This window comes from Hwangdonia lutea, from assembly GCF_032814565.1.
GTDB lineage: Bacteria > Bacteroidota > Bacteroidia > Flavobacteriales > Flavobacteriaceae > Hwangdonia > Hwangdonia lutea.
On sequence record NZ_CP136521.1, the window covers coordinates 1,225,922 to 1,250,424 of the forward strand.

Here is a 24,503-nt window from a genome sequence, read left to right on the forward strand (position 1 = left end):
TTGTGGGCATTTCATTTTTAAAAATAACAAAAGATGCTTCTCATAAATTGGGAGGCATTTTTTTATTGAAATTTGTTTACATTTACTTTTATGTTTTCATCTAAAAAAAGATTAGATAACGTTTATGCAAATGCTAAAATCATTGATTTTGATGATGATAGCAAGTTTATTTTATTTAGCGATTGCCACCGTGGCGACAATAGTTTTGCTGATGATTTTGCCAATAACAGAAACATTTATTTTCACGCGTTAAAACATTATTATGCCGAGGGTTTTCAGTATTGCGAACTCGGTGACGGCGACGAACTTTGGGAAAACATATCGTTTAACGCTATTTTAAACGCTCACAAAAATGTGTACATGCTTATGAAATTATTTCATAAAGCCAATCGATTACACATGATTTGGGGAAACCACGATATGGTTTACAGAAATCCGGAATACGTAAAAAAACATTTATCAACTTATTTTGACCCCAAAGTTGGCGAGCAAGTAGAGCTTTTTGGAGATATAAACTATCACGAAGGTATTGTACTAAAACATAGCAAAACGGGTCAAGAACTATTTTTAACCCACGGCCATCAAGCCGATTGGTGGAATTATTTATTTTGGAAATGGAGCCGATTTATGGTTCGGGTACTTTGGAAACCTTTAAACGTTATGGGAATTGCAGACCCCACAAGTCCGGCAAAAAACTACACCGAGCTTATTAAAGTGGAGCGTCGTACCAAAAAATGGATTATCGCAAACAACAATTTGCTTACCATTGTTGGGCATACACACAGACCACGATTTCCCGAACCCGGAGATATTGCTTTTTTTAACGATGGAAGCTGCGTCCATCCGCGAAGTATTACGGGTATTGAAATTGAACATGGTGAGATTTCATTAATTAAGTGGCAAATTGCAACAAAAGAAGACGGAACATTACAAATTGTAAGGGTGTTACTTGAAGGCCCAAAAAGATTAATTGACTATAAAACAGAATAAACCTTATAAACACTAAAGCTATGAAACTTATAAAATATAGTATCGTCTTTATTTTGTCACTATCGACATCTTCGATAAATACCAAAGCCGTTTTAGATGAAAATCAAACTGAAAAGCCCATTGCCGTAATGGCTTACTACGTTCCTGAAAAAGATTATAAACCTGAAACTTTACCATTAAATCAGCTTACGCATATTATTTTTTCATTCACGAAAGTGATTGATAACGAAATGAAGTTCAACAATGATTCTTATGGCGAAAAACTCCGTCAATTAGTAGCACAAAGAAAAAAACACCCCAACCTTAAAGTAATGGTTGCCTGTGGGGGTTGGGCTGCCAAAGGTTTTTCGGATATGGCACACACTGCAGAAACCCGAAATAAATTTGTGGAAAGCGTCGTCCGTTTTAATAAAAAATATGATTTGGACGGCATTGATATAGATTGGGAATACCCCGGAATTCCTGCTGGGAACACTAAAGCACGACCAGAGGATAAGCAAAATTTCACCCTTTTAATGAAAGAACTCCGGAAAGCATTAAATACTTTAGAGAGAACACAAACCTTAACGTTTGCTTCGGCCGGTTGGAAACGGTATTACAATAATATTGAACTTAATGAAGTGATGAAGTACGTTGATTTTATGAATATTATGACTTATGATCAGGTTAGTGGAAACGCCCCATTTACAGGACATCATACCGCTTTGGGATGGATTAAAACTGAAAATTTAAAAGACTTATTAACTGCTGATTTTTATACAGAAATGCAAAAAAGATCTGCTGAACACGATACCGAATATGAGCCAAATTCCACCGAAATGATTGTAGATTATTGTATTTCCAAAGGCGTAAAGCCCGAACAAATTGTAATTGGCGCTGCTTTTTACGGCAAAGCTTGGAAAGGCGTCTCTTCAATGAACAATGGATTGTATCAAGCTAATAAAGGAGCATTTGCGACTATTGTTTACAGAGATATTAGAGAAAAATTTGAAAGCGACAAAAATTATAAAAGGTATTGGGATTCCGTAGCCAAAGCGCCCTATTTATTTAATGCCTCCGATAGCATTTTTATTACTTTTGATGATACGGTATCAGTAAAACTAAAAACTAAATATGCCAAAAAAGAGAAGTTAGGCGGCATTATGTTTTGGCAACTTGGGCAAGACGTAAAAGAAAAGAGCAGTCTTTTAAATGCTATTTACACAGCAAGTAAATCGTCTTCAGAATAGATAATCTCTATTTTTGTTGGTAAATGAAGATTAAAACTTAGAAGTGATTTTTGGACTAATAAAACCTCAACTATCGCGTAAAATTAGCTCTCTGGAGCAAGCTCCACAACCAAACCTTCCATCTCTGGGGTCATTTGTATTTGACATCCCAAACGGCTATTATCTTTAACATCAAAAGCTTCAGAAAGCATAGCTTCTTCATCATCTGTCATTTCGGGGAGTTCATGTTCTGAAATAACATAACATTGGCAGGATGCACACATGGCCATACCACCGCAAACACCAATGGTGCCTTCTGGAGCAAGCTCGTAGGACCTAACCACTTCCATAAGGTTCATGGCCATATCGGTAGGAGCAACAATCTCGTGGGTAACCCCATCTCTGTCTGTTATTTTTATATTTATGTCTTGTTCCATATTGTAATTTCAATACAAAAGGGCGCGTTTATTAAGCACACCCATAATTACTTTTTAAAAAATTTTTGAAAATTGATTAGGCTTCAACATTTATAACCTGCTTAATTTGTGGCGCATGTTTTTTAATAGTCATTTCTACACCAGATTTAAGAGTCATTTGATTAACACTACATCCCACACAAGCACCTTGCAATTGCACCTTAACCAAAGTATTATCTTCCTCAATGGATAACAGCGAAATATCGCCACCATCGCTCTGCAAAAACGGACGGATTTCCTCCAGTGCTTTTTCTACATTTAACTTAAGTTCTTCTGATGTCATAACCTATTTTTTAACTGCTGAACATCCAGCCATTGTTGTAATTTTTATAGCTTCAGTTGGTGGCAAATCATCATTTCGTCTTACCACTTCTTGAACTACATTTTGAGTTATTTTCTCAAAAGCCTGCTCTAATGGTGTTGCCGTTTGTAAGGCTGCCGGTCGCCCAACATCACCCGCTTCTCGAATGCTTTGCACCAAAGGCAACTCCCCTAAAAAGGGTACCTTTAAATCTTCTGAAAGATGTTTGGCTCCTTCTTGTCCGAAAATATAATATTTGTTGTCAGGCAGTTCGGCTGGCGTAAAGTAAGCCATATTTTCAATAATTCCTAAAACGGGTACATTAATGCTCTCTTGTTGAAACATAGCCACGCCTTTTTTAGCATCGGCCAAAGCTACATTTTGCGGCGTACTAACCACAACAGCGCCGGTAATTGGGAGCGATTGCATGATACTTAAATGAATATCGCCAGTTCCCGGTGGCAAATCAACCAACATAAAATCGAGTTCACCCCAATGCGCATCAAAAATCATTTGATTCAACGCTTTTGCTGCCATGGGTCCACGCCAAACTACGGCTTGATTGGGTTTTGTAAAAAAGCCAATCGACAATACTTTAACACCGTAATTTTCAACAGGTTTCATTTTAGATTTTCCACCAATGTTTACAGCCAAAGGGCGTTCTGCCTCAACATCAAACATAATAGGGATTGATGGCCCGTAAATATCGGCATCCAACACACCTACTTTAAAGCCCATTTTAGCCAAAGTTACCGCTAAATTTGCCGTAACGGTAGATTTTCCAACGCCTCCTTTTCCGGAAGCAATGGCTATAATATTTCTTAAACCAGGCACCGCAGCACCTTTTATAACATTCGCTTTTGGTTTTACCGGCGCCTCCACTTTTACGTTTACGGTAATTTTGGCTTTTTCGTAAACTTGCTCGTGGATGGTTTTTAGGATATCCACCTCAACACGTTTTTTGGCCTGCAAACTCGGGTTAGCAATGGTAATATCGACAATAACTTCGTCGCCAAAAGTGATGACGTTTTTTACGGCTTTGCTCTCAACCATATTCATACCTTCACCAGGAACGGTAATGGATTCGAGTGCTTTTAGTATATCTTGTTTATTTAATTTCACGGTGTTTAATTTAGATTTATTCTAAAGTACAAATATACAGTGAATTGTTTAGATTTTAAAGCCATTTTATTGAAATGATTTTTGAACTATTTGGGCTTGCAAGTTTAAGTGGTAAATTGTGATTATTTGTAAATTTTTGAATAATTAGGATATAATTATATATTTTGTATATTTGATGATATTTGTAAATTTTACATAAATTAGGAAATATTAGTTGATTATGATTGAGAAAGCGCCGAAATTCGAATTAGGTTCAGATATTATTCTACAAAAAGGTTTATTGAATTTTCCAAGAAACTTAAACCCTGAAGTATTCAATAAAATTGAAAATGAATATTTATACTGGGATAGTGTTAAGTATCTAAAATATAAAAATGCAGTTCCCGAAGATATTTGGCAAAATGTCAAATTTAAACGAAGCTTAAATTCAAAGAACATAACTATCAAATCAGCACATTTAAAAAAATCAATATGGGCTAGTTATAATGTTAATGAATTTCTTCAAAAGAAACTCCACTATCTAGATTTCAATTTCGGTGCAGGTTTACAAAAAGAAAAACTGCTTTCAGATATAGACAAACAAAGCTACCTTAATAACGCTTTAATGGAAGAATCCATTTTTTCTTCCATGATTGAAGGCGCAACGACCACGCGGGTTAAGGCTAAAGACATGCTACGTAAAAATAAAAAGCCTAAAAACAAAAGCGAGCAAATGATATTGAATAATTACAAAACCATTCAATATATAAGTGAGCATCAAGATGATAATATTTCTGTTGAAAAATTATATGATATTCATCGTTTGGTTACCGAAAACACTTTAGAAGTTGAAAACGTGGGCGTTTTTAGAAACACCAACGAAGTTCATGTGATGAATGAAATAACTGGAGAAATTGTTCATACGCCGCCAAAATTTGAAGAACTTGATGCTTTGATGCAATCGTTTTGTGAATTTTTTAATAACAACCCAAAAGAAGATTTTATTCATCCCATTGTAAAGGCGAGTATTCTACATTTTTTAATGGGTTACATTCACCCATTTGTAGATGGCAACGGAAGAACAGCACGTGCTATTTTTTATTGGTATTTATTAAAAAATGGGTATTGGCTAACGGAATATTTATCTATTTCAAGAGTGATTATGAAAACCAAAGTTCAATATGAAAAAGCCTATTTATATACTGAAATTGATGATATGGATGTCACCTATTTTATTCATTATCAAGTAAAAGTATTAATGCGCGCTTTTGAAGAACTAAAAACTTACGTTGCTAAGAAAAAGAAAGAACAATCGAAGCTTTCAAAATATTTAAAACTAGATGGCATCAATGAAAGACAAGCCACTATTCTTCAAAAAATTGAAGATGATAATAATCGGTTTTTTACTGTAAAAGAAATTGAAAACACCTTTAACATTACCAATCAAACTGCCAGAACCGACATTGAAGAATTGGTTGATCGTAAATTTTTAAAGAAAATAGCGATTAATAAAAAGACCTTTAATTATTGGAAAGGCGATAAATTTGATAAGATGCTGTAAAAATCCCGATAGCTATCGGGACAGCATGACAAACTACAATACCTTTGAAGGGTCCCAAAAAACAGAATCTAAATTTTGAATTTGGTTATCGATAACCTCAATCCCTTCGCTTTCCAAAAGTTGCTGCATTAAATTGGTGCCATCAAAATGGTGTTTTCCCGTTAATAAGCCTTTTCTATTTACAACACGGTGCGCTGGCACAGCTTTTCCGTGCGAGCCATTCATGGCGTAGCCCACCATTCGCGCACTTTTTGCAGCACCTAAATAGTTGGCAATGGCACCATAGCTTGTTACTTTTCCGTAAGGAATCAATCGAGCGACTGCGTAAACTTTATCGAAGAAATTTAAAGTTTCTGGTTTCATAACTACAATTCTTTTATGATATTTATTAACGTTACTATGGAAATTACTCCCGTTATACCACCAATAATAAGATTCATGCTTTTTTGAGAGGTCACTGACTTTTCTTTTATTTTATCGAAAAAGAATATGTACATATACAGCATTACAAACGATCCGGTGGTGGCTCCTGCAACGTACGAAATAATACTTATTTGATCGAAATCCAACCAACCTACCGATGCCAAAGTAATGGTCATATAGGCTTGATACGGTATGGGAAACACATTAATTGCCGATAAAAATACTCCGTGAAAAAAACGACTGTGTTTGCTTCTTATTTTAGGCGAAGCTTGTTTTTTAGGTTGTGTTTTGGCAATAAACAGATAATAAATGGTTATAAGAACAAAAATAACAAATGCAACACGTTGCAGCACATCGATAACTTCGGGATGGTTGCTTAAATACCGTGCAAAAATAGCGGCAATATAAGTTTGAGCCGTAACAATAACGCAAACCCCAATGGAAAACACAATACCTCGCGAATGTCCCTCTTTTAAGCTTATTTTAGCGGCTGTCATGTTTAACAGCCCCGGCGGAATTACGCCAACTAACGCTATAATTAATCCTAAAAAAAAGATAAAAGTAATATCCACTAACCGTTAATTTTAAACCTAATATACGTAATTGGTTTGTTTTGCTCTAAATATTGCGATTCGTAATAGGTTTGAATGCTGGTTACTTCTTCGGGACTGCCTTCTTGTTTGTAAACGTTATGGTTGGCATAAAGCACCTCGTGTCCTGCGCCATGCAATAAACCAAGGGTGTAACCGTGCATAAATTCGCTATCGGTTTTTAAGTTTACCACACCTTCTGGTTTTAATATTTGCTTGTAGCGTTTTAAAAACTCGGGGTTAGTCATGCGGTGTTTGGTGCGTTTGTATTTTATTTGCGGATCGGGGAAGGTAATCCAAATTTCGTCCACTTCGTTTTCGGCAAAAGCATAATCTATAAGTTCGATTTGCATGCGAAGAAATGCCACGTTATCTATTTTTTCTTCAATGGCCGTTTTTGCACCTCTCCAAAAACGTGCGCCTTTTATATCGATACCTATGAAATTTTTATTGGGATATTTTTGGGCCAAAGCGACGCTATATTCGCCTTTTCCGCAGCCTAATTCTAAAATTAATGGATTATCGTTTTTAAAGACTGTTGTTCTCCAATTTCCTTTTAAATTGAAATTTGAATTAACCAATTCGTCCCGTTTGGGTTGGAAAACATTTTTGAAGGTTTCGTTTTCTTTAAAGCGTTTGAGTTTGTTTTTACTTCCCACAGGTAATTTACTATTTCTTATTACTATTAATTATTTTGACAAAATTAAGCAAATATACGAGAGTGTACATGCCTATATTATACAATAGCAAAAAAGCGCGTTAGGGATTGCAGCGACATCCTTTTGCTTTTTAGGTAAATTAGTAAATCACTTAGAAAAACCGTAATTTAATTAGTGGATTCCTGCCTGCGCAGGAATGACAAAAAGCAAAAGATATAGCGGAAAGCCCGACCGAAGTGATCCTGCAAGGTTTTGGAAACCTTGTAGGTATGAGCGCAGAGAACGCCCAAAATTCCATAAATATATTTAGTTTAGGAATTATTTACTCGAACAATGCCTTGAGTTCGGTGGCTTTATTTGGTGTTATTTTACCTGCCAACAGAAGGCTTAATTGCTTACGGCGCAATGCAGCATCAAATCGTTCTTTTTCCAAATCGGTTTGCGGATGCACTTCTGGCACCGAAATGGGTCTGCCCGTATCATCTACGGCAACAAATGTATAAATAGCTTCGTTGGCTTTAGATTTTTCGCCCGATTCGCGGTCTTCAATCCAAACATCAATAAACACTTCCATGGAGGTTTTAAAGGCACGGGACACTTTGGCTTCAACCGTTACCACACTGCCCAGAGGCACCGCTTTATTGAACGCCACATGGTTTACCGAGGCAGTAACCACAATGCGCCTGCTGTGGCGACGAGCGGCAATACTTGCGGCACGATCCATACGTGCGAGTAATTCGCCACCAAATAAATTGTTTAATGGATTGGTTTCACCGGGTAAAACCATGTCTGTCATGGTTGTTTTAGATTGCTCGGGTGTTTTTGCTTGCATCACTTTTGTTTTAACAATGCTGCAAAGGTACTGTGCTTTTAAATATTAAAGAAGTAAAAAAGCCTTGAATTGTTTTAGAAGTTAATCTAGTTTTTTAACCAACAACCACGCATTTTTGTTGTGTGTTTTTCTAATGTCACGAATGGCCTTAAGAGCCTCTTTACCCGTTTCGTAACTGGCATATACCACCTCGTGCAAACCGTATTTGTTTACACCAATTTTTCTGGCATTAAAGCCTTCCTTTTTTAATTGCGCTATAATTTTATTGCAGTTTTCTTCTACTCTAAAAGCTCCTGCAACAATATGATAATTACCCGTTTGTTTGGTTACATTTAGAGTAATGGCAGGCAACGGATTTAAACTAAAAGTTGCTTGTTGAATTTTATTATCCAATTGCTTTGTAGCTTCTTCTTGCGCTAATTGATTATGTGTTTCAATTTGATTTACATAAAAATTCGAAGCAACAAAACCACCAAGTGTTAAGGCTACTAAGGCTACGGCAGCATATTTTAAATATGGTCGAGATTTACGTTTTTCGGGGGTAACGGTAAGCGGAATAACCTTTTCAATTTGCTCTACTTCTTTTTTGTAATCCTCACGTGTAACAGATGGTGAAACGAATTGAGACAATCCAAAAGAATCGGTTAAATAATTAAGGTTATAAGTGGGTTCGAACAAAATCTTACCTTCATCGTTAAATACCATTTCGCCAATATTACTGAACGTTAGCGTTTCACCTTGGGTTAAATATGATTTAAGTAATTTAACTCGTTTAGCAATTTTTTTTGTGGCAGTTTCAAACGGAATTTTTTCTACATCGGCAATATAATGTGCCAACAAACCATCGTTTTGTTGAATCTGCTCGTTAAAAGACACTGCTTTTTTTGGCGGATAAAACGCATTTGTTGAATCATTAATGGTTGCCGATACACGCTGCGTTAAAAAAGATCCGAACTCCGGAATGGTAACGCACTCATATCTATAAAGTAAATCGCTGATGTAGGTTTCTAGTTGCATAAAAACAAAGTTAAAAAAATATGCTTTCAGATAAAATTTAAGCTGAAGTATTTATTAACAGTCGAAAAATTCTTTTATTGTAACACCAATTTAGTTGTAAAATGTTGCATAAATAAATGGAACTATTTTTAGTTAGAATAAGGCAGAAAAGAAAAACATAGCCTTAGTTACGTTTTATTTTTTTAACGAAATTATAGCTAAAAAGAGACCGTTTATATGTTATATTTTATAATTAAATTGGTGTGATTTTAAAACCAAATGTTTACCATGACGGAAAATGATTTACTTTACACTTTAGCCTTACAACATGTGCCCAATATTGGCGATATAACAGCCAAAAGACTCATTGGACATTGTGGTTCTGCCGAAGCGGTTTTAAAAGAAAAAAAACAAAATCTGCTTAAAATTGATGGTATCGGTACGATTACTTTAAATGACTTGTTTAAATCGCACCATTTAAAAGAAGCCGAAAAAGAAATTCAATTTATAAAAGAAAATCAACTCAAGGTTTTATACTTTAAAGGCGACAGCTACCCTGAAAAGCTTAAACACTGTATTGATGGGCCTATTTTATTATTTCAATCAGGAAACATCAATTTAAAACAACAGCGTATTATAAGTATTGTTGGCGCCAGAAAAATAACCACCAATGGCGTGGCATTTTGTAAAAAACTGGTTGAAACACTGACACCTTTTAACCCCATTATTGTTTCGGGTTTTGCTTATGGCACCGATATCACCGCACATAAATCGGCATTAAAACACAATTTACAAACCATAGGTTGTTTAGCGCATGGGTTGCATACCATTTACCCCAAAGTACACAAAAAATATATGGTTGATGTTGAAAAAAATGGGGGCTTTTTTACCGATTTTTGGAGTACCGATACCTTTAACAAAAACAACTTTTTAAAACGGAACAGAATTATTGCTGGAATTAGCGAAGCTACCATTGTTATAGAATCTGCCGAAAAAGGCGGAAGTCTAGTTACTGCTGATATCGCAAACTCGTATAATCGCGATGTGTTTGCGGTTCCTGGGCGCACCACAGATTCGCAAAGTGTGGGCTGCAATAATTTGATTAAACACCAAAAGGCCCACATGCTTTCCAATCCATTGGATGTGCCTTATATTTTAAATTGGCAGTTAGAGGACAATAAAAAACCAAGCGTACAAAAACAACTTTTTGTTGAGTTGGACACAACCGAAAAAACCATTTATAACTACCTAAAGGAAAACGACAAACAACTACTTGATGTGATTGCCATTAACTGCGAAATGCCCATTTTTAAAGTAGCGAGTATTTTGTTATCTATGGAATTAAAAGGAGTTATCAGACCTCTACCTGGGAAGTTATTTGAGGCCATTTAACAATCGCTATTACCACCAAACTAAAAAGAATTTCTTTAATTCACCGTTAGGGCGTTTTAGCCAACAAAGCGGAGAAAATTGTTGCTCAAAATAGGAGTTTGCTATTGTTTTAAACGATTCAAAAGGCAACCAATTTACATTGGAGTGTGGTGTTATTACCCAATCTAATTTTTTAGGTATATAAAATTTACAATCTGAAAATTGTTGCAGCTGCGTTTTGTTAATATAGAAACCTTCAATACAATTTTGATTTAAGATTTTTAACGTTATTTCTTTTTGAAAAGGGATAAATAATTGTGCCTTAAAATAAACCTGTTGTTTTATTTTATTAACATCTAAATTTAAAGTTTTTAAGTAGGTTTTACTTTGTTCGGCGTATAAAAATGGTAATTGTTTTTGGCTTAATTTGTTCAATTTTTCAATTAAAGCATCTTTTTTATTAGGACCAATAAAATGCTCAATTTCAGAATTACCGATGGCATCATCATACACATAAAACTTATAGATTATTTCTAAATGAATGGGGTTTTCATCTTTTAAAAGCAGACAATCCAATTCGCCCAAAGTTGTCTTTTGGTCTTGAATTTGAATGTTTTCAGATAGAATGGAAATTGATTTGTTTTGCTTTAATTCAAAAGAAACCAAGCGCTCAATATATTTTCCAAGCCGTAGTTTTTCGTTTATATCAATATCGATTTTTGAGGGTTTCGAATCGATTACAAACTGCTGTAAACCGGAAACGCTATGTTTTTCCCATAAACGCGGTGTTTTTAGAAAACCATCATAACGCTTTTGAATGTCTTTTGCTTTTTGATGCATCTTTATACGAAGTAAAAATCAAGGTATTCTGATTGGTTTTCAACATAGGTTTATTCAAAAAACCAGACAGAATATCGGCTTCAATTAATGGAGCTTACAACGTGTTATGAGAGTTAATACCCGACCTTCTCTCTAACTCGATTCAAAACATCATCAGCAACAACTTTTGCTTTTTCAGCACCAATAGCTAGAGCTTTATCTACTTCTTCGAGGTTATTCATATAATAATTATAACGCTCACGTTGTGTGGCAAACTTCTCAACAATCAATTCAAACAAGGCTTGTTTGGCATGTCCGTAACCATAATTACCGTTTTCGTAATTGGCTTTCATGACAGTTATTTGTTCATTGGAAGCTAATAAATAATAAAGCGCAAAACAGTTACAGGTACTCCAATCTTTTGGTTCTTCAAGCGGTGTGCTATCGGTTTGAATACCCATAATTTGCTTGCGGAGCTTTTTATCATCGAGAAATATATTGATGATGTTGTTTCTGCTTTTGCTCATTTTCTCACCATCAGTCCCAGGAATAAGTTTTGTGTTTTCTTGTATTTTACCTTCGGGCAATACAAAAGTCTCGCCCATTTTTGCATGAAAGCGCGATGCCACATCGCGAGTCATTTCAATATGTTGCAATTGGTCTTTCCCTACGGGAACTAGTTCTGCATCGTATAACAAAATATCGGCTGCCATAAGCATTGGGTAGTAAAATAATCCAGAATTTACATCCTCTAATCTATCGGCTTTATCTTTAAAACTATGCGCTAAGGTTAAACGTTGATACGGAAAAAAGCAACTTAAATACCATGACAATTCGGTTACTTGTGGGATATCGCTTTGTCTGTAAAACACCGTTTTTTCATAATCTAATCCAAAAGCTAACCACGTAGCAGCAACCGAATACGTATTATAGCGTAAGGTTTCGGCATTTTTAATTTGAGTTAAAGTATGCATGTTTGCTATAAACAAATACGAATCATTCTCAGGATTATTGGCCATATTAATAGCCGGTAAAATGGCACCTAAAATGTTGCCTAAATGTGGTGTTCCAGTGCTTTGTATGCCTGTAAGTATTCTTGCCATAGTTACTTCCTGCCTGTCGACTACGCTTAAGATTAACTTCAGCGAAAATCGTTTAAATTAAACTTTTATATTTTTCTACGAGCAAAGGTAATTTTTTTAATAGAATTGCTCAATACAATTATGTATTTTTGGGCTTTATGAGCATTTTTAAATATATTTTTTGGGTATTGTACCGCATTTGGTTTTATATACTTGTCGCCTTACCCATACTTATCATGTTTCCCATTCTTTTAATCTCTATTTTAAAAGAATCTTGGTATCCATTCTTTTTTAAATTGGCGCGTTTTTGGGCCAAATTCATTTTAATTGGCATGGGTTTTAGGCCCGTAATTGAACGCGAACAAACCCCGAAAAAAAATAAAAGCTACATGTTTATTGCCAACCACACCTCGATGGCCGATATTATGCTGATGCTGGTTTCTGTTAAAAATCCGTTTGTATTTGTTGGAAAAATGGAATTGGCTAAAATTCCGCTTTTCGGATTTTTCTATAAACGCACTTGTATTTTAGTTGACAGAAGCTCAGCCAAAAGCAGGCAAGCTGTTTTTTTAAGAGCGCAACGCCGATTAAAAACCGGTGTAAGTATTTGCATTTTCCCTGAAGGTGGCGTACCCGAAGAACATATTGAATTAGACGAATTTAAAGATGGTGCTTTCAGGTTGGCCATTAACCATAAAATACCCGTTGTGCCATTAACATTTGCCGATAACAAAAAACGCTTTTCGTACACTTTTTTTAGTGGATGCCCCGGAAAGATGCGCGTTAAAATCCATGAATTTTTACCAACTGAAAACTTAACGGTTGCAGACACCAAGGCTTTAAACGCAGAGGCTAGAGCTATCATTTTAAGGCAATTGCAGACCTATAATAAATAAAGAACTGCTCTGGGGAGAGCAGCTCTTTTTCGATATGGGTTTCCGAGCTTAAAGGAAACCCATATCTAGATCTAACCAAAAACCTAAAACTTAATAGCAAATCCGGTGTAAACCCCAATAAAATAAGGTTTAAAATTACCAGACGTGTTATTAAACGTATTGATTTGATATTTGAACATCGGCTCAAAATTCAAATCTATTTTTTTTGAAAATTTATAATTTAGTCCCACACCAAAATTGGCGCTATAACTCACGTTGTTAATATTGCTCGCTTCGCCCAAAAGAGTACGAGAGCCCGCAATTTCTGAGAATATTTCATTTTTATTTAAAAAGAACGAACTAAAACCACCAATTAAATTAACACCTAATTTTTTGTTTGTAAGGGCGTATTGTATTTCCAAAGGCACTTCAATGTATCCCATATCCTGATTAATGGACGTGTTTGAGGTTTTCGCAAAAGCCTCCGGACTTTTTGAAGCGTTTACATTTTCACTGCTTATAATGGAAACAGCATCGGCCGTACCCGTATTTGTATTTACATTTTGCAATAAACTTGAGCTGGAACTTAAAGATTGAAACACCACCACATTATTGGTATTATAACCCAAATTAACTTTGTTTATCCCGGTGCGAATACTCAATTTTTTATTAACCGCATAACTGGCTTTAATACCGTAACTCATATTAAGTTCGCCACTTTTCGAGTTGTTGTTAAACTGCGGGTCTATGGACGACCCCTCACCTAGACTACTAAAATAAACAGGCGCAGCATTTGGGGCAATACTCCACCTATTTAAATTTTCGTCCTCTTCTTCCATAATATCTTTGTTTTTTTCTAAAGCTTCCTCAATGGTAAGCGTGTTTTCTTTGGTGTTGTTATCGGCAATAGTTTCGGTTTCAATTTTGGTTTTGGTTTTTGGGTCTGCCGAAATATCCTCGGGTTTTACATCCGCAATAGCGGTATTGTTTTTTATGGAATTATTAATTATGTCGTTTGCTTTATTGATATCGATTTGAGGGCTTTCATTTTTATTTTGAATAGACTCCTTATTATTATCAATTGAATTTTGAGCTACAGCCGAAGTGTTATCGGTTTTTACAATAATATCGGGACTAATTGATTTTTTATTTGAAGGCAATTGTGCTTTTTGTGCGCCTTCATTTTTGTGTTTTGAAGATGCATTTTCGGCAACCGACGTTTCGTTTGAAGGTGTTATGTTTTTAAGAGTTTCATCGGTTTTTGAATCTGTAGCTTTTTCTGTAGATTCTTTTTCGGTATTTGATGTGGAAACCGCCTCTTTTTCATCTAAAATTTCATCTTCTTTATTATTGGCGTCCACTAAAGTATGGTTTTCGTTTTCGTTCAAATCATTTAAATCCTCGTCTTTTGTGTCAACAACTTGAGTCGGTTCAATGGTATTGGAATCATTAAAAAACAAACCACCAACAGTTAGTAAAAGCAGCAGTAAGGCAGCAACGCCAGCGTAACGCCACCAAATAGGAATGAGGCGTCGTTTTTTCTTTTTCTTATTAAGTTCTGCCTCAATATTTTCCCAAACAGCATCACTGGGCGTAGCTTCAAAATCTTTAAAGCGCTCCTGAAATAATCTGTCTATATGTTTTTTATCACTCATTATAAGGATTGTAAACTTTGTCTTGTTTTGTAATTTTCGATAGTTTCTTTTAAAATCTGTCTAGCTCGTGCTAAATTAGATTTTGAAGTCCCTACATTTATGTCTAGCATGTCTGCTATTTCTTTATGCGAATAACCATCTAAAACATAAAGGTTAAATACTAACCGGTAGCGATCTGGCAATTCTTGAATTATTTTTAAGAGATATTCTAAAGGAATATGGTCTTCGTCAATCTCTATTTCAATCTCTTCGGCTACGTTTTCATTTATAATATCAAAAACCTTTTCGTTTCGGTAACGTTGTAAAGCGGTGTTTATGGTTATGCGTTTTAACCAACCTTCAAAAGAGCCTTTGCCTTTATACTGTTCTATTTTATCGAAAATGGTTAAAAATGCGTCTTGCAAATTATCTTCTGCTTCGGCATAATTCCGCGAATACTTTAAGCACACGGAGAATAGTTTACTCGAAAAGAGCTTGTACAATTCTCCTTGTGCTTTAGTATCATTGGTTCTACAATTTTCTATGAGTTGATTTAAACTCAAATTAAAACATGTATAGGTTAATGTTAATACTTAAACTTATTCGGTAACGGGCACTTCAATAATTAAATATTGGTCTTCGCCACTTGCATCTTCACCTTGCCAAAACTTAAATATATAGGATCCGTTACTGGTAACAATAAAATTAAACGTGGCCTCAACCAATTCGTCTGTTAGGTTGTCGCAAGTTCTGTTTTCAAACACATAATTAATGGCGGCAACCGTACGTTCGTTATTTTCTTTTAAATAGTAAAATTCTTTAAAAGAGTGACATGTTGATGGCTTAAAATAGGAAACCGTTATCGGGTAGGTTTCCCCTAGTGTAAACTCATCGGGGATTTCAACACTTTCAATAGGTAAAATTTCAAAGCTGTAATTATGGCTATCGTCATCCAAACTGCATGACGCAAATAAAAACAAAGCTAAGCTTAGGGCGACTAACTTTTTCATTGCAAATAATTTTTTAATTTTTCTTTTTTAATACATGTTTTTGTATTTCATAGATGCAAAAAAAACCGAAAGGTTGCGTGCCGTATTCATATTATTGCATAAAAAATCCCGAACAGTCGGGATTTTTTGTTTATTCTGATGCTTTTAAAGCTGTTCTAATTTTATCTTCGAGCTCATCCATGAGTTCGGGATTGTCTTTTATAATAGCTTTTACGGCATCTCGACCTTGCCCGAGCTTGGTGTCTTCGTAACTAAACCAGGATCCGCTTTTCTTAACGATTTCGTGCTCGACGGCGACATCTAAAATTTCGCCCACTTTACTTACGCCCTCACCGTACATGATATCAAATTCGGCCAATTTAAAAGGTGGAGCCACTTTGTTTTTAACCACTTTTACTCGGGTTTTATTTCCTAAAACACTTCCGTTGCTATCTTTAATTTGAGTGGAACGACGAATGTCCAACCTAACCGATGCATAAAATTTTAAGGCATTACCACCTGTTGTTGTTTCTGGATTGCCAAACATAACCCCAATTTTTTCACGTAATTGGTTAATAAAAATCACGGTACAATTGGTTTTGCTTATCGAGGCTGTTAATTTTCGCAATGCCTGAGACATTAAACGTGCGTGCAGCCCCATTTTTGAATCGCCCATTTCGCCCTCAATCTCACTTTTAGGCGTTAAGGCTGCAACAGAATCTACAACCACAATATCTATAGCACCCGATCGAATTAAATTATCGGCAATTTCTAATGCCTGCTCGCCATTATCGGGTTGTGAGATAATTAAATTATCGATATCTACCCCAAGTTTTTCGGCGTAAAATCTATCAAAAGCATGCTCTGCATCAATAAATGCAGCAATACCTCCGGCTTTTTGAGCTTCGGCTATAGCGTGTAAAGTTAAAGTGGTTTTACCCGAAGATTCCGGTCCGTATATTTCTATTACCCTACCACGCGGATATCCGCCAACGCCCAAGGCAATATCCAATCCTAAAGAGCCCGAAGGTATAGAATCTACATCAACTATGGCTGCATCGCTCATTTTCATTACGGTGCCTTTACCATAAGCTTTATCTAATTTATCTAGTGTAAGTTTTAACGCTTTTAATTTTGCTTCTTTTTCTTTTTCGTTACTCATTTTCTGTTTTTTCTGAAATTATATATGCTAAAATACTACATCTTTTTTCATGGTACAATAATAGTTTTCAACATTAAAATTTTAAGCAAAATATTCGTTTTTTTCACAATTAATTCAAAAGGACTACGCAACCTTTATTCAAAAAACACATCTTTAGAGTATATAAGCTATATTAAAATTAAATTTTTCAAAATATGTCTAAAATGTTAACCGCTTTTTTATGTATTGGTTTTTTATTACTTGCTTGTGATTCTGAAAATGAAGATGTGTTGAATCAAACAGGAATTGTAGTAAATCAAACCTCTTGCGGCGGCGGTCCTGAACCCGTTTTCATTATCAAATTAAGTGAAAACGATTCTATAATGACGGCAACACTTCCTAAAGCATATCAAAAACCAAACTTGAAAATTCAGTTTAAAACAAAGGAAAAATCGTCGGTATTAATTTGTACTATGGACAAAATCTACCCCGAACATATTGATGTTTACGATGTCATTTCAATTTAATTTAAAAAAACCACGCAACCTTTTTGTTCATTTTGCATCTATATAATAAACGAAGGAAAAATTTTGCTATGAAATTGATTTAATAATGGTTGGGAACTAGACTAACTCAAACTGTTTTAGTAAAGCACTTTAAATTATTTAAGGTGCTTTTTTTATGTCATTTATGGCGCTATCCTTTTTAAAATTGTACTTTTGCGCTTTAAAATATTTCTGTATGCCGCAACATGCGGTTTTAACCTTAAAACATTAGTATAGCATGCAACTGTACAATAAATTAAGCGCTAAAGAAAGAGCCGAATTAATCGAAAAAGCTGGTAAAGATCGATTAACGCTTTCTTTTTATCAATACGCTAAAATTACCAATCCTCAAGAATTTAGAGACGAATTATTTATTACTTGGAACGCTTTAGATGTTTTAGGTAGAATATACGTGGCTCACGAAGGTATTAACGGCCAGTTATCGCTACCCGCAGATCGGTTTAACGATTTTAAAGCACATTTAGACACCATCGACTTTTTAAAAGACATTCGTTTAAACATCGCAATTGAGCAAGATAATATGTCGTTTTTAAAACTTAAGGTAAAAGTGCGCCACAAAATTGTTGCCGACGGTTTAAACGACGATACTTTTGATGTGCGAGATAAAGGCATTCACGTTGGTGCCGAAAAATTCAATGAACTTATTGAGGACGACAAAACCGTTTTGGTTGATATGCGCAACCATTACGAAAGCGAAATCGGTCATTTTAAAAATGCCGTTACCCCAGATGTGGATACTTTTAGGGAATCGTTGGATATAATTGAAGACGATTTAAAAGACCACAAAGAAGACAAAAACCTGGTGATGTATTGTACTGGAGGTATCCGTTGCGAAAAAGCCAGCGCCTATTTTAAGCATAAAGGGTTTAAAAACGTGTATCAATTAGAAGGCGGCATTATTGAATACACGCGACAAGTGAACGAAAAAGATTTAGAAAATAAATTTATTGGCAAAAATTTTGTTTTTGATGAACGCAGAGCCGAAAAAATCAGTGACGACGTTATTGCACACTGCCACCAATGCGGTAGCCCTTTTGATGTGCACACCAATTGCGCCAACGATGCTTGCCACCTATTGTTTATTCAATGTGATGCCTGTAAGGCAGAAATGAATAATTGCTGCTCAACCGCATGCAAAGAAATACACGCTTTACCTTACGAAGAACAAAAGGCACTACGCAAAGGCCAAGGCAATAGCAACGATATCTTTAAAAAAGGTCGCGCAGACCATTTGCCGTACAAAAAAGATTTGCGGAATATTTTTGAAGTTTTAAAAAAGAAAGAAGGCTAAACCTCAATCAAAATCAACAACTATAAATTCTTTGTTTTAAGTCTTTAGAATAATCTTATATTTACGTCGTGAAGATTTCCTTTGAAACTTTGTTTCAAAAATCCACTCATTTTGTCATTCTCACGAAAGTGGGAATCTAAAAAAATTTATAAACCTTCATTCGTAATAATTTGATTATTAACGAATTCAATATATAAAAATTTATGGCTTGTAACAGTTGTTCAACTGGAAAAGACGGTCAACCTAAAGGATGTAAAAACAACGGCACTTGTGGCACAGACAGTTGCAACAAACTAACTGTTTTTGATTGGCTTGCAAATATGTCGCTTCCAAACGGTGAAAAACCTTTTAATTGGGTAGAAGTCCGCTTTAAAAACGGACGAAAAAACTACTATCGCAACTCCGAAGATTTAACCTTAAGCATTGGCGATATCGTTGCTACACAGGCAAAATCGGGACACGATATTGGTATGGTTACCCTTACGGGGGAATTGGTGCGCGTTCAAATGAAACGTAAAAATATTTCTAAAAAGCCCGAAGACACTTTAAAAATTTACCGAAAAGCCAGTCAAAAAGATATTGATATTTGGCAAAAAGCACGCGATAGAGAAGAACCCATGAAAGTGAAAGCGCGCCAATTTGCAATCGATTTAAGGTTGCAAATGAAAATTTCGGATATCGAATTTCAGGGCGATGCCAGTAAAGCCACGTTTTATTATACCGCCGAAGAGCGCGTAGATTTTAGAGAGCTTATTAAAGTATTTGCCCGCGAGTTTAGAACACGTATTGAAATGAAACAAGTTGGGTTTCGTCAAGAAGCCGCCAGACTTGGTGGTATTGGCTCTTGTGGCCGCGAGTTGTGCTGCTCAACTTGGTTGACCGATTTTAGGTCGGTAAGCACTTCGGCTGCGCGTTATCAGCAATTATCATTAAATCCACAAAAACTTGCCGGCCAATGTGGCAAATTAAAATGCTGCTTAAATTACGAACTCGATACGTATTTAGATGCTTTAAAAGCCTTCCCTAAAACCGATATCAAACTTAAAACCGAAAAAGGAACAGCCGTTTGCCAGAAAACCGATATTTTTAAAGGGCACATGTGGTATGCCTATGAGGGCGAGTGGATGAATTGGCATAAAATAACCACCACCCAAGCCAATGACATTATTGAAGCCAACAAGAAAAACAAAAAAGTTGCTAGTCTTGAAGAATTTGCTTCAGACCTCGTTGAAGATACTAAAGCGGAGTTTGAAAACGTTGTAGGACAAGATAGTTTAACGAGGTTCGATAGTCCAAAACGACGTAACAAACGTAAAAATAATAAGGGCCGAAATAACAGAAACAAAAACAACAGAAGAAAACATCAAAAAAGTAAAAATGAGGCGAAGTAGTGCGATACTATTTTTATTAATAAACTTCTTTTTTTCGGTATCCTGCGATTCCAACCGTGTTTTCGACACCTATAAAACGGTGCCAAACTCATGGCATAAAGACTCTGTGGTTAGCTTTAAGGTAAACCCGCCAGATTCAATAAAGCCTTACAATCTGTTTGTTAATTTAAGAAATACCAACGATTATAAATTCAGCAACCTGTTTTTAATCGTCGAAATGGTTTTTCCGCATGGTAAAACTGTAAAAGACACTTTGGAATACAGAATGGCAGACCCCAGCGGAAAGCTTTTGGGCACAGGAATAACGGGCGTTAAAGAAAATAAACTGTGGTATAAAGAGCAGGTTGTTTTTAACGAAACAGGCGAATATGTGGTTAATATCCAACATGCTATGCGCGAAAACGGAAAAGTTAATGGTGTTGTGGAACTAGAAGGTATTACTGATGTTGGCTTTAGAATTGAAAAACCTCAAAAAGATTAAAGTCACTTCGAGTGATTCCGAAGCATGAGGAATTGTATCGAGACGTATTTAATATTCAAAATTAAATGGCAAAAACAAAAGCAAAAAAAGAAACAAAGGGCACACAAGATTTTTCAAAATACATCCGTTGGTTTTGGATATTATTCTTGGCAGGCATTCTTGCCGTAGTACTTATATTTTCAGCAGCCTCATGGGGTTGGCTTGGAGCTATGCCTGACCATACGCAATTGGAAAACCCTAAAACCCATTTAGCCACCGAAATTATTTCTGCCGATGGGGTAACCTTGGGTAAATATTACTTTAATGACAACCGAACTCCCGTGGCTTACGATGATTTGTCGCCGCATTTAGTCGATGCTTTAATTGCTACCGAAGATGCCCGTTTTCACGAGCATTCCGGTATTGATGCCCGTGGTACATTAAGAGCCTTTGCCTTTTTAGGAAAACGAGGTGGCGCGAGTACGATTTCGCAACAATTGGCGAGGCAATTATTTGTGGGTGTTAGAACCAACAATATCATTGAAACAATAACTCAAAAAATAAAAGAATGGGTTATTGCCATTAAATTAGAACGCCAATATACCAAAGAAGAAATTATAGCCCAGTATTTTAATGTTTATGATTTTGGTAATAATGGCGATGGCATACGCAGTGCATCAAGAATATACTTTAATAAAGAGCCCAAAGATTTAGACATTAAAGAAGCCGCGATGTTAGTGGGCATGTTTAAAAACTCTTCTTTTTATAACCCTATACCAAGCAGAAATCCAGTTGGTGTAAAAAACAGACGTAATGTGGTGCTGTTTCAAATGGAAAAATATGGATATATCAATGAACAGGTTAAAGATTCTTTACAAAAAACCGAACTGGATTTAGATTTTACACCAGAATCGCATCGCGAAGGTCTTGCTACTTATTTTAGAGGATACCTTGCTGGTTTTATGAAAGATTGGATTAAAAACAATCCAAAACCGGACGGCACAAAATGGAATTTATACAACGATGGCTTAAAAATTTACACTACCATCGATTCGCGCATGCAAAAACATGCTGAAGATGCCGTGCAACAACACATGCCTAGGTTACAAGCAGAGTTTTTCCATCAAAATACTCCTAAAAGAAATCCCACCGCACCGTTTTTAGATTTAACCCAAGGTGCCATTGACACTTTAATGTGGCGCTCTATGCGACAATCGGAACGCTGGCGTCACATGAAATACGACTTAAAAAAATCTGATAAAGAGATTGAGGAATCGTTTCATAAACCTATAAAAATGGCAGTTTTCGAATGGAAAGACGGTCAACCTTCTGAGCGGGACACCATTATGAAACCCATCGATTCCATGCGCTATTACAAATCATTTTTAAGAACCGGTATGATGTCTATGAATCCGCAAACCGGTCATGTAAAAGCTTGGGTTGGCGGTATGAATTACAGACACTTTCAGTACGATATGGTAAAACAAGGCAAGCGTCAAATAGGTTCTACGTTTAAACCATTGGTTTATGCCACGGCCGTAGATCAGTTGCATTTATCGCCATGCGATGAACTTCCAGACACACCATTTTGTATTGAAGCCAATAAGCACGGAAACCCAGAGGAATGGTGCCCCAAGAACTCCAATCTTAATTATGGTGGCACGCGAACATTAAAAAATGCGTTGGCTAATTCCGTAAACACGATTACAGCAAGATTAATTGATAAAGTGGGGCCGCAAACCGTGATTGATTTAGCACGGAAATTGGGCATAGAATCGGATATTCCCCCGGTTCCTTCCATTGCCTTGGGAACACCAGATTTAAGCGTTTACGAAATGGTTGGTGCTTACTCCACGTTTGCCAATAAGGGTGTTTACACAAAGCCTGTTATGGTCACAACTATTGAAGATAAAAACGGTACCATTTTATATCAATTTACACCAGAAACCAACGATGTATTAAGTGCAGAAACAGCTTATGTAACGGTAAAACTTATGGAAGGTGTAACCCAATCTGGTTCGGGTGTTCGTTTACGTACAAAAGGAGCGGACGCATACAGAGCAGATTACAGAGAAGTGGTTACAGGCTATCCTTACGAGTTTACCAATCCTATTGCAGGAAAAACAGGCACCACACAAAACCAAAGTGATGGCTGGTTTATGGGTATGGTACCAAATTTAGTTACCGGTGTTTGGGTTGGTGGTGAAGACAGAGCGGTACATTTTAAATCAATCACTTATGGGCAAGGTGCTGCCATGGCATTGCCAATTTGGGGCTTGTACATGAAAAGCTGCTATGCCGATGAAAATTTAAATATTTCTAAGGAAGATTTTGAAGAACCGGCAAACTTGTCAATATTGGTTGACTGCTCTAAAGCAGACGATACCACCACTACTGATGATGGTGACGATGATGTACCGGATGATTTAGATTTTAATTAAACGATTTCCAAAGCATCCTCAATAACTTGATAGATTTTTTCTAATTGTTTTTGGGTAATTACATAAGGCGCTTGGATGTAAATGGTGCTGCCTAAGGGACGTAAAAACACGCCATGATCCATAAAAAACTTAAAAAGTTTATCGCGTAAATTACCGTAGCGTTCCATTTCGATATTCAAATCGAGGGCAAAAATAACGCCCAATTGTCGCGTGGATTTTACTTTAGGATGTGATTTTATACGATTACCAAACACGACGTGGGAAGCGCTAATGGTTTGGATTTGTTTTTGAATATCATCAGATTGCAACAGTTCAATACTCGCTAAAGCTGCGGTACAAGCCAACGGATTTGCAGAATAGGTATGCCCATGAAACAAACCCTTGCTCATCTCATCGCTGTAAAAAGCATCGTAAATATGTTGCGAACATGTTGTTAGCGCCATGGGCAATAAACCGCCCGTTAATGCTTTACTTAAACACATAATATCCGGTTTGGTTTCCATATAAAGCGATGCGAAATGTTTGCCCGTTTTACCGAAGCCGGTCATCACTTCATCAGCAACCGTAACAATATTGTGTTTTTTGCAGAATTTAAGAATTTCATTTAATCCTTCGGCATCATGCATTTTCATGGCTGCTGCGCCTTGTACCAAAGGTTCATAAACAAATCCTGCGACTTTATTGTTCAATACAATCTCCTTCAATATTTTTAAAATGGCATCCTGATTTTTTCCATTGGGAACAGGAATCCGTTTTACATCTAAAAAGAAATCCTCAAAAGGCCCGTTGTAAATCGATAAACCAGAAACGCTCATCGCACCAAAGGTATCGCCGTGGAATCCGTCTTCAAAAGCAATTAAGGCATTTCGTTTTTCACCGGTGTTAAAATGATATTGTAACGCCATTTTAATTCCGATTTCAACAGCGGTCGAACCATTGTCGCTAAAGAATATCTTGTTCTGGTTTTCTGGTAGTATTTTAATGAGTGCCTCGGATAGTTTTATAGCAGGTTCGTGTGTAAATCCGCTAAAAACCACTTGATCCAATTTTTGCATTTGATCAGAAACCCGATGGGTTATATAAGCGTTGCAATGCCCGTACATACAGGTGTACCACGAGGCAATGGCATCGATGTATTCGTTACCATCTTCATCAGTTAAAACACAACCTTTGGCTTTAGTTATGGCAATGGTTTCCGGATGCAGCTTGTGCTGGGTTAAGGGGTGCCACAGGTATTTTTTATCGCGTTGTTTTAAATTCATTCTTTTTGTCATTCTCGTCTTTCGGCTACTACCGCTCAAGATAA

Annotated in this window: 25 protein-coding genes; 10 read left to right on the forward strand and 15 right to left on the reverse strand. The window is 36.2% G+C overall.

Annotated features, from left to right (window positions below; translation table 11 throughout):
* Positions 1-90 precede the first annotated feature (90 nt).
* The gene (locus RNZ46_RS05275) at positions 91-990 is read left to right on the forward strand and encodes a metallophosphoesterase family protein (protein WP_316984333.1); all 900 of its coding nucleotides are present in this window, start codon (positions 91-93) and stop codon (positions 988-990) included.
* Between the two features lie 20 nt (positions 991-1,010).
* Positions 1,011-2,219, forward strand: coding sequence for a glycoside hydrolase family 18 protein (locus tag RNZ46_RS05280; protein WP_316984334.1), 1,209 nt, complete (start codon positions 1,011-1,013; stop codon positions 2,217-2,219).
* 83 nt (positions 2,220-2,302) lie between these two features.
* Here the strand turns inward: RNZ46_RS05280 and RNZ46_RS05285 are convergent, their stop codons facing one another.
* The 3 genes from RNZ46_RS05285 to RNZ46_RS05295 all read right to left on the reverse strand — a co-directional run bounded on the left by RNZ46_RS05285 (position 2,303) and on the right by RNZ46_RS05295 (position 4,097).
* Positions 2,303-2,635: a 2Fe-2S iron-sulfur cluster-binding family protein gene (locus RNZ46_RS05285; protein WP_316984335.1), complete on the reverse strand. Its 333-nt coding sequence runs from the start codon at positions 2,633-2,635 to the stop codon at positions 2,303-2,305.
* Between the two features lie 76 nt (positions 2,636-2,711).
* Positions 2,712-2,957, reverse strand: a complete 246-nt coding sequence (locus RNZ46_RS05290) for a NifU family protein (protein WP_311935398.1) — start codon at positions 2,955-2,957, stop codon at positions 2,712-2,714.
* A 3-nt stretch (positions 2,958-2,960) separates the two neighbouring features.
* Positions 2,961-4,097: an Mrp/NBP35 family ATP-binding protein gene (locus RNZ46_RS05295; protein ID WP_316984336.1), complete on the reverse strand. Its 1,137-nt coding sequence runs from the start codon at positions 4,095-4,097 to the stop codon at positions 2,961-2,963.
* 220 nt (positions 4,098-4,317) lie between these two features.
* Between RNZ46_RS05295 and RNZ46_RS05300 the strand changes: the two genes are divergently transcribed.
* Positions 4,318-5,637, forward strand: coding sequence for a Fic family protein (locus tag RNZ46_RS05300; RefSeq protein ID WP_316984337.1), 1,320 nt, complete (start codon positions 4,318-4,320; stop codon positions 5,635-5,637).
* Between the two features lie 33 nt (positions 5,638-5,670).
* On the opposite strand, the gene RNZ46_RS05305 is transcribed toward RNZ46_RS05300, so the two are convergent.
* From RNZ46_RS05305 to RNZ46_RS05325, 5 genes are all read right to left on the reverse strand, one after another.
* Positions 5,671-6,000: an MGMT family protein gene (locus RNZ46_RS05305; RefSeq protein WP_316984338.1), complete on the reverse strand. Its 330-nt coding sequence runs from the start codon at positions 5,998-6,000 to the stop codon at positions 5,671-5,673.
* Positions 6,001-6,002: 2 nt separating this feature from the next.
* Positions 6,003-6,632 (reverse strand): LysE family transporter, encoded by a 630-nt coding sequence (locus RNZ46_RS05310; RefSeq protein ID WP_316984339.1) that lies wholly within the window; start codon positions 6,630-6,632, stop codon positions 6,003-6,005.
* Positions 6,632-7,309, reverse strand: a complete 678-nt coding sequence (trmB, locus tag RNZ46_RS05315) for a tRNA (guanosine(46)-N7)-methyltransferase TrmB (protein ID WP_316984340.1) — start codon at positions 7,307-7,309, stop codon at positions 6,632-6,634. Before trmB ends, RNZ46_RS05310 begins: the two co-directional genes overlap by 1 nt.
* Positions 7,310-7,631: 322 nt before the next feature.
* The gene (locus tag RNZ46_RS05320; protein ID WP_316984341.1) at positions 7,632-8,141 is read right to left on the reverse strand and encodes an acyl-CoA thioesterase; all 510 of its coding nucleotides are present in this window, start codon (positions 8,139-8,141) and stop codon (positions 7,632-7,634) included.
* Positions 8,142-8,222: 81 nt separating this feature from the next.
* On the reverse strand, positions 8,223-9,158 hold the full coding sequence (locus RNZ46_RS05325; protein ID WP_316984342.1) for an HU domain-containing protein: 936 nt from the start codon (positions 9,156-9,158) through the stop codon (positions 8,223-8,225).
* Between the two features lie 267 nt (positions 9,159-9,425).
* On the opposite strand from RNZ46_RS05325, the gene dprA reads away from it, so the two are divergent.
* Entirely contained in the window at positions 9,426-10,529 is a 1,104-nt protein-coding gene (gene dprA / locus RNZ46_RS05330) for a DNA-processing protein DprA (protein WP_316984343.1), read from the forward strand.
* A 9-nt stretch (positions 10,530-10,538) separates the two neighbouring features.
* Here dprA and RNZ46_RS05335 read toward each other — a convergent pair whose 3' ends face one another.
* Both RNZ46_RS05335 and trpS read right to left on the reverse strand, forming a co-directional pair.
* Complete coding sequence (locus tag RNZ46_RS05335; RefSeq protein ID WP_316984344.1) at positions 10,539-11,348, reverse strand: DUF1853 family protein; 810 nt, start codon at positions 11,346-11,348, stop codon at positions 10,539-10,541.
* 113 nt (positions 11,349-11,461) lie between these two features.
* Complete coding sequence (gene trpS, locus RNZ46_RS05340) at positions 11,462-12,430, reverse strand: tryptophan--tRNA ligase (protein WP_316984345.1); 969 nt, start codon at positions 12,428-12,430, stop codon at positions 11,462-11,464.
* 137 nt (positions 12,431-12,567) lie between these two features.
* Between trpS and RNZ46_RS05345 the strand changes: the two genes are divergently transcribed.
* The gene (locus RNZ46_RS05345) at positions 12,568-13,305 is read left to right on the forward strand and encodes a lysophospholipid acyltransferase family protein (RefSeq protein WP_316984346.1); all 738 of its coding nucleotides are present in this window, start codon (positions 12,568-12,570) and stop codon (positions 13,303-13,305) included.
* Between the two features lie 83 nt (positions 13,306-13,388).
* On the opposite strand, the gene RNZ46_RS05350 is transcribed toward RNZ46_RS05345, so the two are convergent.
* The 4 genes from RNZ46_RS05350 to recA all read right to left on the reverse strand — a co-directional run bounded on the left by RNZ46_RS05350 (position 13,389) and on the right by recA (position 17,069).
* A complete protein-coding gene (locus tag RNZ46_RS05350; protein ID WP_316984347.1) occupies positions 13,389-14,939 on the reverse strand; it encodes a hypothetical protein in 1,551 nt (516 codons plus the stop codon).
* On the reverse strand, positions 14,939-15,481 hold the full coding sequence (locus tag RNZ46_RS05355) for an RNA polymerase sigma factor (RefSeq protein ID WP_316984348.1): 543 nt from the start codon (positions 15,479-15,481) through the stop codon (positions 14,939-14,941). The genes RNZ46_RS05350 and RNZ46_RS05355 overlap by 1 nt, the downstream gene beginning before the upstream one ends.
* A gap of 36 nt (positions 15,482-15,517) precedes the next feature.
* The gene (locus RNZ46_RS05360; protein ID WP_316984349.1) at positions 15,518-15,928 is read right to left on the reverse strand and encodes a hypothetical protein; all 411 of its coding nucleotides are present in this window, start codon (positions 15,926-15,928) and stop codon (positions 15,518-15,520) included.
* Between the two features lie 130 nt (positions 15,929-16,058).
* Entirely contained in the window at positions 16,059-17,069 is a 1,011-nt protein-coding gene (gene recA, locus RNZ46_RS05365) for a recombinase RecA (protein WP_316984350.1), read from the reverse strand.
* 194 nt (positions 17,070-17,263) lie between these two features.
* Between recA and RNZ46_RS05370 the strand changes: the two genes are divergently transcribed.
* From RNZ46_RS05370 to RNZ46_RS05390, 5 genes are all read left to right on the forward strand, one after another.
* On the forward strand, positions 17,264-17,575 hold the full coding sequence (locus tag RNZ46_RS05370; protein WP_316984351.1) for a hypothetical protein: 312 nt from the start codon (positions 17,264-17,266) through the stop codon (positions 17,573-17,575).
* A 256-nt stretch (positions 17,576-17,831) separates the two neighbouring features.
* Positions 17,832-18,905 (forward strand): oxygen-dependent tRNA uridine(34) hydroxylase TrhO, encoded by a 1,074-nt coding sequence (trhO, locus tag RNZ46_RS05375; RefSeq protein WP_316984352.1) that lies wholly within the window; start codon positions 17,832-17,834, stop codon positions 18,903-18,905.
* Positions 18,906-19,108: 203 nt separating this feature from the next.
* Positions 19,109-20,296: a PSP1 domain-containing protein gene (locus tag RNZ46_RS05380; protein WP_316984353.1), complete on the forward strand. Its 1,188-nt coding sequence runs from the start codon at positions 19,109-19,111 to the stop codon at positions 20,294-20,296.
* Positions 20,283-20,777, forward strand: a complete 495-nt coding sequence (locus tag RNZ46_RS05385; protein WP_316984354.1) for a gliding motility lipoprotein GldH — start codon at positions 20,283-20,285, stop codon at positions 20,775-20,777. The genes RNZ46_RS05380 and RNZ46_RS05385 overlap by 14 nt, the downstream gene beginning before the upstream one ends.
* Before the next feature lie 65 nt (positions 20,778-20,842).
* On the forward strand, positions 20,843-23,197 hold the full coding sequence (locus RNZ46_RS05390) for a penicillin-binding protein 1A (RefSeq protein WP_316984355.1): 2,355 nt from the start codon (positions 20,843-20,845) through the stop codon (positions 23,195-23,197).
* On the opposite strand, the gene bioA is transcribed toward RNZ46_RS05390, so the two are convergent.
* The gene (gene bioA / locus RNZ46_RS05395) at positions 23,194-24,459 is read right to left on the reverse strand and encodes an adenosylmethionine--8-amino-7-oxononanoate transaminase (protein WP_316984356.1); all 1,266 of its coding nucleotides are present in this window, start codon (positions 24,457-24,459) and stop codon (positions 23,194-23,196) included. The two genes, RNZ46_RS05390 and bioA, sit on opposite strands and share 4 nt — an antisense overlap.
* Positions 24,460-24,503: the final 44 nt, after the last annotated feature.

Bases quoted from the DNA above. Each gene is read 5' to 3' on its own strand.
- RNZ46_RS05275 (WP_316984333.1), top strand. From the start codon at position 91: ATGTTTTCATCTAAAAAAAGATTAGATAACGTTTATGCAAATGCTAAA.
- RNZ46_RS05280 (WP_316984334.1), top strand. From the start codon at position 1,011: ATGAAACTTATAAAATATAGTATCGTCTTTATTTTGTCACTATCGACA.
- RNZ46_RS05285 (WP_316984335.1), bottom strand. From the start codon at position 2,635: ATGGAACAAGACATAAATATAAAAATAACAGACAGAGATGGGGTTACC.
- RNZ46_RS05290 (WP_311935398.1), bottom strand. From the start codon at position 2,957: ATGACATCAGAAGAACTTAAGTTAAATGTAGAAAAAGCACTGGAGGAA.
- RNZ46_RS05300 (WP_316984337.1), top strand. From the start codon at position 4,318: ATGATTGAGAAAGCGCCGAAATTCGAATTAGGTTCAGATATTATTCTA.
- RNZ46_RS05305 (WP_316984338.1), bottom strand. From the start codon at position 6,000: ATGAAACCAGAAACTTTAAATTTCTTCGATAAAGTTTACGCAGTCGCT.
- RNZ46_RS05320 (WP_316984341.1), bottom strand. From the start codon at position 8,141: ATGCAAGCAAAAACACCCGAGCAATCTAAAACAACCATGACAGACATG.
- RNZ46_RS05325 (WP_316984342.1), bottom strand. From the start codon at position 9,158: ATGCAACTAGAAACCTACATCAGCGATTTACTTTATAGATATGAGTGC.
- dprA (WP_316984343.1), top strand. From the start codon at position 9,426: ATGACGGAAAATGATTTACTTTACACTTTAGCCTTACAACATGTGCCC.
- RNZ46_RS05335 (WP_316984344.1), bottom strand. From the start codon at position 11,348: ATGCATCAAAAAGCAAAAGACATTCAAAAGCGTTATGATGGTTTTCTA.
- trpS (WP_316984345.1), bottom strand. From the start codon at position 12,430: ATGGCAAGAATACTTACAGGCATACAAAGCACTGGAACACCACATTTA.
- RNZ46_RS05345 (WP_316984346.1), top strand. From the start codon at position 12,568: ATGAGCATTTTTAAATATATTTTTTGGGTATTGTACCGCATTTGGTTT.
- RNZ46_RS05350 (WP_316984347.1), bottom strand. From the start codon at position 14,939: ATGAGTGATAAAAAACATATAGACAGATTATTTCAGGAGCGCTTTAAA.
- RNZ46_RS05360 (WP_316984349.1), bottom strand. From the start codon at position 15,928: ATGAAAAAGTTAGTCGCCCTAAGCTTAGCTTTGTTTTTATTTGCGTCA.
- recA (WP_316984350.1), bottom strand. From the start codon at position 17,069: ATGAGTAACGAAAAAGAAAAAGAAGCAAAATTAAAAGCGTTAAAACTT.
- RNZ46_RS05370 (WP_316984351.1), top strand. From the start codon at position 17,264: ATGTCTAAAATGTTAACCGCTTTTTTATGTATTGGTTTTTTATTACTT.
- trhO (WP_316984352.1), top strand. From the start codon at position 17,832: ATGCAACTGTACAATAAATTAAGCGCTAAAGAAAGAGCCGAATTAATC.
- RNZ46_RS05380 (WP_316984353.1), top strand. From the start codon at position 19,109: ATGGCTTGTAACAGTTGTTCAACTGGAAAAGACGGTCAACCTAAAGGA.
- RNZ46_RS05385 (WP_316984354.1), top strand. From the start codon at position 20,283: ATGAGGCGAAGTAGTGCGATACTATTTTTATTAATAAACTTCTTTTTT.
- RNZ46_RS05390 (WP_316984355.1), top strand. From the start codon at position 20,843: ATGGCAAAAACAAAAGCAAAAAAAGAAACAAAGGGCACACAAGATTTT.
- bioA (WP_316984356.1), bottom strand. From the start codon at position 24,459: ATGAATTTAAAACAACGCGATAAAAAATACCTGTGGCACCCCTTAACC.